Origin of the sequence: Halomonas elongata (assembly GCF_029081005.1) — a bacterium.
GTDB lineage: Bacteria > Pseudomonadota > Gammaproteobacteria > Pseudomonadales > Halomonadaceae > Halomonas > Halomonas elongata_B.
The window spans coordinates 1-12,343 of record NZ_JAJQTQ010000008.1 but is presented as its reverse complement, the minus strand read 5'-3'; the positions used below and the strand labels follow the sequence as shown (position 1 = coordinate 12,343).

Here is a 12,343-nt window from a genome sequence, read left to right as displayed (position 1 = left end):
GTTAATGCTTTCCGATAAAGATATTGCGGTACCAGCGATACAGATGCGTTCGCCACGCCGGGCGAGGGTGTTCGGCTCGGCGCTGTTCCAGCAGGGCCACGACGGTCTCGGCGTTGCACAGCCGGCGGCTGCCCGGATCGACATACAGCGGGTAGAGGATCAGGGTGGCCGCGACCAGCGCGTCCAGGTCGAGAGACCGGCGACGCCTGGGGCAGGCATGACGATCCTCGGTCAGTCCCCAGCCCGCATAGAATGGCATCCCGTAGGTGACGACGCGACGCCCTCGAAGCAGCGCCTCGAACCCCGCCAGGGAGCACATGGTATGGACCTCATCGACCATGTCCAGCAAATCGACGATATCGACGTCGCCGACCTCGAGATCGTAGAGGCGCTCGTCGGCCTGGCTCAGGGCGCCGACTCGCGCGCCGGTCACCACGTCGGGGTGTGGCTTGTAGAGGATGCGGGCATCGGGATTGGCCTGTCGCACGGCAGCAAGCAGGGCACCGTTGGTGCGGATGTCGAGCGTGCCGTAGGCGATGGAGGCGTCGCTCTCCACCTGGCCGGGCACCAGCAGCAGGCGGCCGCCCTCGGGGCGCTGGAGGCGCCGCGCGCCGGGGACGTTGTACTTGGAGAGTCGCAGGGCGACCAGTCGTTCTCGAAGTCGGGCCGCCCGACGCAGCAGGGCGGGAGAAAAGGGAGCCTCGTTCAGGGTGCGTTCCAGTTCGCTTTCGCGGCTGGCGTCGTAATGGATACCGAGGGCATCCACCACCAGGGAAAGCGGGCGGGCCAGGTCGACGCCCAGGCCGATGGAGCGCAGGAAGCCATCTTCCATGCGCCAGAGAGCGTGTCCCCGGGCGCGACAGCGCTCCTCGGCCTCGGCATCCAGTCGTGAGGCCCAGCACAGCAGGCGTTCGTCGCGCTCGGCCCCTTTCGGGGGATGGTCGTGGCGCAGGTGACGGACCTCGGCATCATGCCCGAGGAAGTCGCCGACGAAGCCGCGTTTCCATGACGACAGCCCCCAGGTCACCCAGCGACCCGCCAGGCGGCGCTGCTGGCGGGTCTGATCGCCGATCAGCTCGAGGGCTTCCTCGAAGTCGGTGGCCTGGCCGGTATAAGGGTTGGCATAGCGGGCATAGCGCAGATAGGCCGCCGAGAAGACCTGGGCGAGCGAGCGCTGGACGCCACGGCGCGGGCAGGGGCGGCGATCGTCGGTGAGGCCCCAGCCGGCATAGAAGGGCACGCCGTGGCAGACGACGCGCTTGCCGGCCAGCAGGGCTTCGAAGCCCAACTGGCTGCTGACCACATGCACGCTGTGCACCGCATCGAGCAGCGACCAGGGGTTCAGGTTCTCGCCGATGAGCCGGCAGCCAGGCAGTTGCCCAGCCTCGAGGAGGTGCCCTGCCTTCTTGCCGGCGATGACGTCGGGGTGGACCTTGACCAGGATTTCCGACTCGGGGTGCTCGGCTCGGGCGGCGTCCAGCATTCGCCGGAAGTCGTCGGCCTCGGCCAGGCCGCCCGCGATCGAGGCGTCGCCGGCGGTCTGGTCGACGACCAGCACGCGCGGTCGGTCGTCGTCGAACAGGCGGCGATCCGGCGCCTGGTTGTACTTGGAGAGCCGCAGCTCGCGCAGTCGCTCCATGCCGTCCCTGGCCCGCACGAGCTCCGTCTCGGGGGCGTCATCGGCGTCGAGGATCAGGTTTTCCAGCGTCGAGGGCCGGCTGGCGTCGTAATAGATGCCCAGGGGGTCGACGATGAGACTATGAGGAGGATGCCCCTCCACGCCGAGCCCCCACGAACGCAGGAAACCATCCTCGATGGCCAGGTAGGGAAGCCGGTGGCGGTCGGCATGCGCGCGAGCCTTGCGGGAACTGGGCTTGAGGCCCCAGCCGGCCACGCTGGCTGCTCGACGCCCGTCCGGCGAACCGAGAGGGCAGAACCGATCGAACTCGGGCAGGCAGGCGCTCAGTATCGGCAGGGCCAGCATGCGTCGGGTCGCGACGGCGAGGGTGCCCTCATGGGGGGCTCGGCGTGGTGTGGCCAAGAGGCAGTCCTTCGAGTCTTCAAGCCAGTCGGAAAGGGGCCGCGCTCGCTCCATGGCCGCGCGGCAGGCGTCGGCTCATGCCGTGAGCCGGATCAAAACGGCCATTGTATCAGGGTGATAGCGATTCGGCTCGGTGTCACCGATGAACAACACTGACCTTTGCCGGTACTTGAAGCCGGAAGAGGGCAGTGGTATAAATTGATTATGATAATCGTTATCATTAGCGAAAAGGATTGACTCTCATGCCGGTTTCAGGACCACCGTCATCGCCGGACGAGCCAACGGAACGGAACACGCGCCGGGAGGCAGTCAGGAGCATCGACAGCGATTCCCTGCTGGGTCGCGAGGGGCGCCTGATCATCCATCACGAGGGGCGGCGCTATGTGTTGCGGCGGACGCGATTGGGGAAGTTGATCCTGACGGCATGAGCTACGAGCTACGAGCTACGAGCTACGAGCTACGAGCTACGAGCTACGAGCTGCGAGATGCGAGATGCGAGATGCGAGATGCGAAACCCAGCTTCCCGGTTCTTGGGGTTGCTCGAAGCTCGTGACTCGTGACTCGCAGCTCGTGACTCGAGATTTCAGGTTTTTGGGGTTGCTCGCAGCTCGTGACTCGCGGCTCGTGACTCAAAACTCGTGACTCAAAAATGCCAGCCAGGTGCGGTGACGCCGTTCCCAGCCAGCCATCCGAATCACCAAGGAAACTGCCCGGGAGCCCTGGCTTATGAAACCCTGTCACTCCATCGCCGCTGCCATGGCGTGGACCCTGCCCATCGTCGTCTCACAGGCGGTGGCAGATGCCTCGTCCGATAGCGCCGCGTCGGCGACCACGCTGGACGAAATGACCGTCACCGGCACGCGTCTGCCCGGTGATCCGTCCCGCGCGCCCTTGATCCTGGATGTCATCGACCGGGACGATCCGGCACTGTCCACGGCGTCGAGCGTCGAGGACGTGCTGTCCCGACAGCCAGGGCTGCATGTGGCGGGGAGCGGTCGCCGCAATGGCCAGACCCTGAGCCTGCGCGGGTTCGATTCCAACGGGGTACAGGTACGTCTCGACGGGGTCCGCCAGGACATCAACACCGGCCATCTGGGTGCCTTCTATATCGATCCCTGGCTGATACGCGAGGTCCAGATCGCTCGCGGTGCCTTGTCCAGCCTCTATGGCAGCAATGCCATGGGCGGGGTGGTGAGCTTCGAGACGGTGGAGGCGTCGGATCTGTTGCGGTCGGGCGAGCGGGGCGGCATGCGATTGTCGCTGGGTGGCGCCACGGTGCGCGACGAGCTGGGTGGTGCCTTCACCGCCTTCGGCGAGCGGGAGACGGCCAATGGGCCGGTGGATGGCCTGGTCTCCGTGGGGCGTCGCGAGTCCGGCGACATTCGACGTGCCGGCGGGCAGGAGGCCCCCGAGGATGCCGAGCTCGATAGCCTGCTGCTCAAGGGCGGCTGGCAGCCCGATGACGAGAACCGTCTCTTCGCCCAGTGGCAGCGTTATGACGAGACGGCCACCCAGCCCGCCAATCCGCAGCAGCTGACGACCGAGGACGATTATCGCCGGCGCCAGGTGACCAGCGACAATGTGCAGCTGGGGCATCGCTGGCGTCCCGGTGGTGCCAGTGAAGTGACGTCGCGCCTGAGCCTCAGTCGCCAGGAGATCGACGAGGACGATGCCAACCGCACCCTGGAGCGCTGGGGAGTGCAGAGCGATGGCTACCATCGCCTCGAGCATGGCTGGTTGACCCAGACCCTGGTGTTCGGCGCCGAAGCGGATCGTGCCAGCCAGCGGCCGGGTGGCGGAGCCTCGGGCTTTCCCCATGCCGATATCGATACCCAGGCCCTGTATCTCGAGGACACCCTGACGGCGGGGCGTCATCTCTCCGAGGGCGGCGTCGGGGTCTTCGACCTGGGGCTGGGCGCGCGTTACGACCGTTATGACGCCGAGGATGCCGCCGGTCGCGAGACCGAAGAGACCCAGCTGTCGCCGAGGCTACGGCTGTCCTGGCGCCCGACACGGGGGCTGATGGTCTACAGCGGCTATGCCGAGGCCTTCCGCGCCCCGAGCCTGTCCGAACTCTATGCCGACCAGCGGCATTTCGCCGGTTTCTGCCCCTCGCCGGGCTTCTGCTTCCCCGACAACTACTGGGTGCCCAACCCCGATCTGCAGCCGGAAACCAGCCGTACCTGGGAGAGCGGCGTTGCCTGGGAACGGGGGGACTGGGCCCTGCGTGCCAGCTATTTCGATACCCGTGCCGATGACTTCATCGACAGCGAAGTGGATATCGCGGCCGGCACGACCCGGGCCGTCAATGTCAATCGTGCCCGGCTCTGGGGCTTCGATGCACGACTGGCCTGGGAGCCCGAGGATTGGCCCGAATTTCGCGCCTTCGCCGGCCTGTCGGAGGTCTCGGGCAAGGATCGCGACAGCGGCGAGGCGCTGGGCAGCGAAACGCCCCTGGAAGCCACGCTCGGGGCCGACCTGGATCTGCTCGACCGGGCCCTCACGCTGGGCTGGCGGGGGCGTTTCGCCAAGGCCTATGACCAGCCGGATGGCGAGGGCAGCCTGCCCGGTTACGGCCTGCACGACCTGCAACTGGCCTGGCGGGTCACCCCGGCCTTCAGCACGTCGCTGCGCCTGAGCAACCTCGGTGACAAGGTGTGGTACCGGCCCAATGGCGCACTCGGTGACGGACGTAGTCTGTTTGCGTCCTTCAATCTGCAATGGTGAAAGGGATATTGACGATCATGAGTATTTCTCGAATCTCCAGCACGGCGCGCCGCCGCGCGATCCTCGATGCTTTCGATGCGATGCGCGAGACGTCGCCGAGCCAGTCTGCCGAGCACATCGCCCAGCGCCTCGATATCAGTGAGGGTGAATTGCAGGCGGCCCGCATCGGTCGTGATACCTGGACGCTGTCACTGGCGCCCCGCGAGTTGGCGAGGCGTTTCGAGGCGCTGGGCCAGGTCGAGGCGAGGACGCAGTCGTCGGCGGCGACGCTGCTCCAGCGGGGGCGTTATCCCCGCCTGGCCGGGGGCGATGCCGCCGGCTTGCTGCTGGCCCCGGGCGGGCTGGATCTACGGCTGCTGTTTTCCCACTGGCACTGGGCCTGCCTGGTGCGGGAGCGCCCGCGTTGCGGCTCGATCGACTGGCGAGTGCAGGTCTTCGACCAGCATGGTCGTGCGCTGCACAGTTGCCGAGCCCTGGACACGGCGCTGGGCGATGGCTGGACGAGCCTGTTCGAGGTTGCCACCGAGGATGAGCCGGCCTTCACCCAGGAGATGCCGCGACCGGCCAGGGGGCTGTCCGATGTCGAGGGGGTGGCCGAGGAATGGCGAGCCATGCGCGACGTGCATCAGTTCTTCGCCTTGTTGCGCCGCCATGGCCTGGAGCGGCACGAGGCCAATGCCCTGATGGAGGGGCGCTTCACCGAGGCGCTGGCGCCGAGGGCGGTGGAGAGCGTGTTGCAGCGGGCCAGCGAACAGCATATGCCGCTGATGTGCTTCGTCTCGAGCCCGGGCTGCGTGCAGATTCGTACCGGTACCCTGCCGTGGCCCGAAGGGGGTGATGGGCAACTGACGCTGTCCGACCCGGGCTTTGCGCTGCACCTGGACGAGGCGGCCATCTCGCGCGTGTGGCGGGTGCACAAGCCCAATGCCGACGGAGGCGTGACCAGCCTCGAGGCCTTCGACGAGCAGGGCCGGCTGATCCTGCAGCTGTATGCCGAACGTCGCGAGGGGCAGGCGGAACGCACCGACTGGCGACAACTGCTGGAGGCCTTTCCACGCTGGGAGGCGGTAGCATGATGGCGAAGGGATGGCGAGCCGGCCTCGTCGGCCTGTTCGGCACCTTGCTGTGCACGGCGATGCCGGTGTTGGCCGACGATGATCGCTGGGTGGTGCTGGGCGGTGATATTGCCGAGACCGTGGCGGCGCTCGGGGCGGCCGATCGACTGGTCGGGCGGGACGACACCAGCCTTTATCCCGATGCGGTGGCGACCTTGCCCTCGGTGGGCTATCTACGGCGTCTCTCGGCGGAGAGCGTGCTGTCGCTGCATCCGGATCGAATCCTGGCCAGCGATGATGCCGGGCCGGCGGAGACCCTCGAACAGCTCGAGGCCGCCGGGGTGGCGGTCGAGGTGATCATAAGCCCCGACCGGCTGGCGTCGATTCCCGACAAGGTCCAAGCCGTTGCCGGGGCGCTGGGCCTCGAGGCGCGGGGTCGCGAGCGGGTCGACGAACTGCGCGACGAGCTCGAGGCCCTGGCGGCGCTGCCCGAACTGCCGACGACCCGGGCCATGTTCATCCTCAGTCATGGCGGCATGACGCCCATGGTGGCCGGCCGAGACACGGCGGCGCAGGAAATGCTGGAGACGGTGGGGCTCGACAACGCCTTCGCCGATATGGAGGGCTACAAGCCGGTGGGCGCCGAGGCGCTGGCGCGCCAGTCCCCCGAGCTGGTGCTGATATCGCGTCGCGGGTTGGCGGCCCTGGGCGGTGAGGCGGCGCTCTGGGCGATGCCGGGGCTCGACATGACGCCGGCCGGTCGCGACAAGCGATTGCTGGTGGTCGACGACCAGGGGCTGCTCGGGTTCGGGCCGCGCACACCCTCCCTGTTGCTGGCACTGCGCGAACGCCTAGACGCCTTGCTGGCGGGGGATGATACCGCCCTGGTCGAGCGGGAGACGCCGCCATGGACATGACGCTGTCGCACGCCGGGCGAGGTGAGTTGCCGCGCCGGCGCCTCTCGCGGCGCCTCGGTGTACTGGGTGGCCTGTCGCTGGCCTTGCTGCTGGCCCTTGGCTGGGCGGCGTCTTCCGGTTCCCTCGGGATCTCGCCGGTCGAACTCGTGGCGGGCGAGGTAACGGCGATGGATGGCCGGGTCTGGTGGCAGCTCCGCCTGCCGCGCTTGTTGCTGGGGGTATTGGTCGGAGCAATGCTGGCGGGCAGTGGGGCGGCCATGCAGGGGCTGTTCCGCAACCCGCTGGCCGATCCGACCCTGCTGGGCCTGGCCAGTGGCGCCGGGCTGTGCGTGGCGGTCTGGGTGGTGCTGTTCCCCGGCAGTGACGCCTTCGGCCTCTATGGTCAGTTCGTGGCCGGTTTCCTGGGGGCGCTAGGGGTGTGTCTGCTGGTCTTCGGGCTGGCACGTCGGCGAGCGGGTGGCGGTGCCGTGCTCACCCTGCTGCTGGCGGGGCTGGCCATCAATACCCTGGCCGGTGCCGGGGGCGGCCTGCTGGCCTTCCTGGCCAGCGATGAACAGCTTCGGCAGCTCAGCCTGTGGGGCATGGGCAGCCTGGCCCATTCGCTATGGGGCGCGACCCTGGTGACGCTGGTGCTGGTACCGCCGGCGCTGGTCGTGCTGCTGCGTCGGGCGCGCGACCTCGACCTGTTGCAGCTCGGCGAGGTGACGGCCCATGCCGCGGGCCTGGATGGGCGGCGCCTGACGCGTCGCGTGGTGGCGGCCACCTCCCTGGGCGTCGGGGTCTGCGTGGCGGTGAGCGGGATCATCGGGTTTCTCGGCCTGCTGGTGCCGCACTGCCTGCGATTGTGGCTGGGGCCGGGGCATCGCCTGCTGCTGCCGGCCTCCATGCTGGGCGGTGCCTTGCTGCTGGTGGTGGCCGATGGCCTGGCCCGGGTGTTGGCGATGCCCGCGGAAATGCCGGTGGGGCTGCTGACGAGCCTGCTGGGCGGTCCCTATTTCCTTTATCTGCTGCTGCGCGGGAGGCATGGATGCTGAGCCTGCATCACGCCGGCCTGATCGACACGCCCAGCCTGTCGCCGCTGCACGATGAGGTGAGGCCAGGCGAGGTGCTGGCCATCGTCGGTCCCAATGGGGCCGGCAAGACGACGCTGCTGACGATGCTGTCGGGCTTTCGCCACTCGCAACTGGGACCGGTCACCCTGGATGGCTGGTCCCTGGATACCTGGACACCGGCGGGGCTGGCGGGACGTCGAGCGCTGGTCGCCCAGTTCGAGCCGACGGGGTTCGATTGGCGAGTACGCGACCTGGTGGTACTGGGAGGTGACCCGGGCGACCCGGCGGTCGCCGATATCATGGGGCAACTGGAGCTGACCCATCTCGCCGAGCGGAGTGTCCTGAGCCTGTCCGGTGGCGAACGCCAGCGGGTCATGGTGGCTCGGGCCCTGTGCCAGCTGGCGGCGGCGCCTCGAGACGACAAGGCTCGAGATGGCGGCCTGCTGTTGCTGGATGAACCGACCAGTGCCCTGGACATCGGCCAGCAGCAGCGCATGATGCGCCTGTTGCGGCGGCTGGCTGTGGAGCGTCACATGGCGGTGGTCGGCGTGCTGCATGACCTCAACCTGGCGGCGACCTATGCCGATCGGGTCTGGTTGATGGCAGCCGGCAAGCGGGTGGCGCATGGCACGCCGGGCCAGGTGCTCGAGACCGAACGTCTGGCGTTGACCTACCGTGCCGAGCTGCAGGCGCTAGAACGTGACGGAGCGGCTCCCTGGCTGGCCCTGAAACCCTGAGCAGGCGTCGTCCAGGTATCGGGCCGATGAGCGTCGTCGCGCCCACCCATGCCGGCGCTCGAAGCGCGCATGCCGGGGCGGTCATGTTGCCGGCTTGCTGAAACTGGCATACTGCCTGGCCATCGGCGGGCTCGTGGCGACGAGCCGACATCTTCACGCATGATCATTCAAGGGAGGTCATCGTCATGTCCGGACCGCGCACCTGGTGGTATCTGTTGGCCTTTATCATGATGGCCCAGGCGTTGAGCGGCTGCTCGCCCATTCCGGATATGCCGGGGCCGATCGGCATTCCGGGGCTGTGAGGGTGAGCGCCGGAACACGCTGTCATGCGAGTGACGCGAAATACCGGTAGAACGGAGATGACGGTTACCACCACGGAGTCGACGACATGACAAGGCATGTGACGTCTTCACCCTTGACCCTCTCATCATTCTCGAGATTCATCGTCGGCCGCCTGCTCAAGCTGATGGGCAATGTCTTCAAGCTGATGAGCTATCCCTTCCACTGGCTGTTGCCCGACAAGCGTTTCACGCTACCGGCGCATGCCGCGCCGCTGATCCGGCCACGCCGGCCCTGCGCCGTACCGAGAACTCTGTGGCAGACCAACTTTACCGACCGGGTGACGCTGCCCGTCTACCTGAACTACCTCTGCAACCGCCTGATGGCGCCGACCTTCGAATATCGTTTCGTCTCGACCCGAGGTCGTTCCGACTTCATCGCGGCGAACTATCCGGCCGAGGTCCATCGGCGCTATTCGCGACTGCGTATCGGTGCCGCCCAGGCGGATTTCTGGCGGGTGCTGGTGCTGCAGGCTTGCGGGGGCGTCTACATGGACATCGATGCGCACCTGGTCTGGCCGCTGCATCGCATTCTGGGGGCCGAGCGAGAGGTGTTGTTCGTGCGCTCCCGGAAGGGCGGGTTGAGCAATTACTTCATTGCCAGTCGACCGGGAACGGCCGAGCTGCAGGCGGTGTCCGAGGCGATCGGTGACCACATCGCCGAGAACCGCGGGAGCGGTGTCTTCGACCTGACCGGGCCGGGAGTCTTCAATCGAGTGATTGACGCCGCCATGGTGGAGAGCGAGTCCTATCGTTTCCTCTGCCTGCAGGGCAGCTTCACCAACGAGCGCTTCCAGTACGTCGACAAGCCCGAGGGCAAGTGGACACGAGAGCAGAAGGCCGTCGGAGTGCTGCACCGGGACGGCGACGCAACGGTCAAGGCCACAGAGAAACGTTGAGTCGCCGCTTCGCTGGCGGTTCGATACTGCCGGCCTCGATCCCGCATCGGACGAGGCCGACGGGTCCTCACCGTTGTTCGAGAATGATCGACTCTATTTGCCACTGCAGGGCTTGTGCGCTGCAGCCCGGTACATCATTGCAGCGCTTCAATGTCATCGTCCCTTCATGCGAGAAGGGCTCGCCGCGCCGGGTGCCCGATACCCGGATCGGCACCTCGGCATACCGGGTGCCCGCCGCGCCTTCCATTCGGGCGGCTCCCGTCGCCTCGCCGTCGAAGGACTGATAGACGAGCATGGACGTCCCGAAGCGTTCGCTTCCGCCTTCGTGGGTCGAGGTGTCCGATGCCCACATGGCATAGGCCCGGTCGAACGCTCCCGTCTCGAGGTTCTGGAAGTAACGCTCGCTGATCGCCACGGGGTCACTTGCCGTTTCATCGGCCTTGTCGCCGATGGCGTTTGCTTGTCGCTCTTCCGTCGTCGGTCCGGGGGCGCAGGCGACCAGCGAGCCTGACAGCAGGGCCAGGAGGCCGGCGAGCATCATTCCCTTCCGGGTTGGTCGGTCCATCGTCTTGTCTCCGTTCAATGGATGGGACACCTCCGCGTGTCGCCACCTGAATTCCATTTCCACTGGCGTAGCGTAGCACCGCTTCGGGCTTGCCGGTACAATTGGCGCATTCCTCATCCATACTCGCCTGGCTGCTTTCGGATTGGAGTACAGGGGCTAGTACAAAGTAGAGCCACGTTGTAATGACAGACGCCAAGCAAGCCCATGAAACCGGGCTTCGACGCACTTTTGCGATCATCTCGCACCCCGACGCGGGCAAGACCACCATCACCGAGAAGATGCTGCTGTTCGGCAACGCCATCCAGATGGCGGGCTCGGTGAAGAGCAAGCGGGATGATCGCCACGCCACCTCCGACTGGATGAAGATGGAGCAGGAGCGCGGTATTTCCGTGACCACCTCGGTGATGCAGTTCCCCTATGGCGGGCGCATCGTCAACCTGCTCGACACGCCGGGGCACGAGGATTTCTCCGAGGATACCTATCGTACCCTGACGGCAGTGGACTCGGCGCTGATGGTGATCGACGGTGCCAAGGGCGTCGAGGACCGCACCATCAAGCTGATGGAAGTGTGTCGGCTGCGCACCACGCCGATCCTGACCTTCATCAACAAGATGGACCGCGATATCCGCGATCCCATCGAGGTGATGGACGAGGTCGAGGAGGTGCTGAAGATCCAGTGCGCGCCCATGACCTGGCCGATCGGCATGGGGCGCCACTTCAAGGGCGTCTATCACCTCTACAATGACGTGATCCACCTCTATACCCAGGGACAGGGCAACCGCATTCCCGAGGACAAGCGGATCGAGGGGCTCGACAATCCCGAGGTCGACGAGGTGCTCGGCGAGGATGCCGCCGAGGAACTGCGCATGGAAGTCGAGCTGGTGCGCGGTGCCTCCCATACCTTCGACCACGATGCCTACCTGCGCGGCGAGCTGACGCCGGTGTATTTCGGTACCGCCATGGGCAACTTCGGCGTGCGCGAGATGATGGATGGCTTCGTCGAGTATGCGCCGTCCCCGCAGCCCCGCGAGACTGACCTGCGGACCGTCGAGGCCGAGGACGGCAGTTTCAGCGGCTTCGTCTTCAAGATCCAGGCCAACATGGATCCCAACCATCGTGACCGTGTGGCCTTCCTGCGGGTCTGTTCCGGGAAGTACGACAGGAACATGAGGATGCGGCACGTGCGCATCGGCAAGGACGTGAAGATCGCCGACGCCCTGACCTTCATGGCCTCGGATCGCGCCCATGTGGAAGAGGCCTGGCCGGGCGACATCATCGGCCTGCACAACCACGGCACCATCCAGATTGGCGATACCTTCACTCAGGGCGAGAACATGCGCTTCACCGGCATTCCTCACTTCGCCCCGGAGCTGTTCAAACGCGTACGCCTGACGGACCCGCTACGCATGAAGGCCCTGCAGAAGGGGCTTCAGCAGCTCTCCGAGGAAGGTGCGACCCAGGTGTTCATGCCGCTGGACAATAACGACCTGATCCTCGGGGCAGTGGGTACGCTGCAGTTCGACGTGGTCGCCCACCGGCTCAAGCAGGAATACAAGGTCGACTGCATCTACGAGGGCGTCAACGTGCAGACCGCGCGCTGGATCCAGTGCGACGATCCCAAGATGCTGGAAGACTTCAAGCGCAAGGTCAGCGCCAACCTGGCCATCGACGGCGGCGGCCACCTCACCTACATCGCCCCGACCCGGGTCAACCTGCAGATGACCCAGGAACGCTGGCCGGACGTGCAGTTCCATCATACGAGGGAGCACTGACCAGGCGCTGCGCGCCTGGAGCTTGAAGCTGGAAGAGCGCGGCTAACGCCGCTGGAAGCTGGAAGAAAAACCACCCGGGCTTCGCCCGGTCTCGGCTTCGCCGGGAGCTATAAGCTGGAAGAGCGCGGCTAACGCCGCTGGAAGCTGGAAGAAAAACCACCCAGGCTTCGCCCGGTCTCGGCTTCGCCGGGAGCTATAAGCTGGAAGAGCGCGGCTAACGCCGCTGGAAGCTGGAAGAAA

General features: G+C 66.4%; 10 protein-coding genes. 8 read left to right on the top strand and 2 right to left on the bottom strand.

The window, feature by feature from the left end:
• Window position 1 precedes the first annotated feature (1 nt).
• Window positions 2-1,984 carry a capsular polysaccharide biosynthesis protein gene (locus LU493_RS07785; RefSeq protein ID WP_275287337.1) on the bottom strand — a complete coding sequence of 661 codons (1,983 nt, stop codon included), beginning with the start codon at window positions 1,982-1,984 and terminating at the stop codon, window positions 2-4.
• A gap of 299 nt (window positions 1,985-2,283) precedes the next feature.
• On the opposite strand from LU493_RS07785, the gene hemP reads away from it, so the two are divergent.
• The 7 genes from hemP (at window position 2,284) to LU493_RS07750 (ending at window position 9,766) form a co-directional block, all read left to right on the top strand.
• The gene (gene hemP, locus LU493_RS07780; RefSeq protein WP_275287218.1) at window positions 2,284-2,469 is read left to right on the top strand and encodes a hemin uptake protein HemP; all 186 of its coding nucleotides are present in this window, start codon (window positions 2,284-2,286) and stop codon (window positions 2,467-2,469) included.
• A gap of 298 nt (window positions 2,470-2,767) precedes the next feature.
• Window positions 2,768-4,768 carry a TonB-dependent receptor domain-containing protein gene (locus tag LU493_RS07775; protein WP_275287217.1) on the top strand — a complete coding sequence of 667 codons (2,001 nt, stop codon included), beginning with the start codon at window positions 2,768-2,770 and terminating at the stop codon, window positions 4,766-4,768.
• 17 nt (window positions 4,769-4,785) lie between these two features.
• The gene (locus LU493_RS07770; protein ID WP_275287216.1) at window positions 4,786-5,844 is read left to right on the top strand and encodes a ChuX/HutX family heme-like substrate-binding protein; all 1,059 of its coding nucleotides are present in this window, start codon (window positions 4,786-4,788) and stop codon (window positions 5,842-5,844) included.
• Entirely contained in the window at window positions 5,841-6,740 is a 900-nt protein-coding gene (locus LU493_RS07765; RefSeq protein WP_275287215.1) for a heme/hemin ABC transporter substrate-binding protein, read from the top strand. The genes LU493_RS07770 and LU493_RS07765 overlap by 4 nt, the downstream gene beginning before the upstream one ends.
• Complete coding sequence (locus tag LU493_RS07760) at window positions 6,731-7,774, top strand: FecCD family ABC transporter permease (protein ID WP_275287214.1); 1,044 nt, start codon at window positions 6,731-6,733, stop codon at window positions 7,772-7,774. The genes LU493_RS07765 and LU493_RS07760 overlap by 10 nt, the downstream gene beginning before the upstream one ends.
• Window positions 7,768-8,529, top strand: coding sequence for an ATP-binding cassette domain-containing protein (locus tag LU493_RS07755; RefSeq protein ID WP_275287213.1), 762 nt, complete (start codon window positions 7,768-7,770; stop codon window positions 8,527-8,529). The genes LU493_RS07760 and LU493_RS07755 overlap by 7 nt, the downstream gene beginning before the upstream one ends.
• Before the next feature lie 388 nt (window positions 8,530-8,917).
• Complete coding sequence (locus LU493_RS07750; protein ID WP_275287212.1) at window positions 8,918-9,766, top strand: glycosyltransferase family 32 protein; 849 nt, start codon at window positions 8,918-8,920, stop codon at window positions 9,764-9,766.
• Window positions 9,767-9,833: 67 nt separating this feature from the next.
• On the opposite strand, the gene LU493_RS07745 is transcribed toward LU493_RS07750, so the two are convergent.
• On the bottom strand, window positions 9,834-10,331 hold the full coding sequence (locus LU493_RS07745; protein ID WP_275287211.1) for a hypothetical protein: 498 nt from the start codon (window positions 10,329-10,331) through the stop codon (window positions 9,834-9,836).
• A gap of 182 nt (window positions 10,332-10,513) precedes the next feature.
• Between LU493_RS07745 and LU493_RS07740 the strand changes: the two genes are divergently transcribed.
• Complete coding sequence (locus LU493_RS07740) at window positions 10,514-12,103, top strand: peptide chain release factor 3 (protein ID WP_275287210.1); 1,590 nt, start codon at window positions 10,514-10,516, stop codon at window positions 12,101-12,103.
• The last annotated feature ends 240 nt before the right edge of the window (window positions 12,104-12,343 follow it).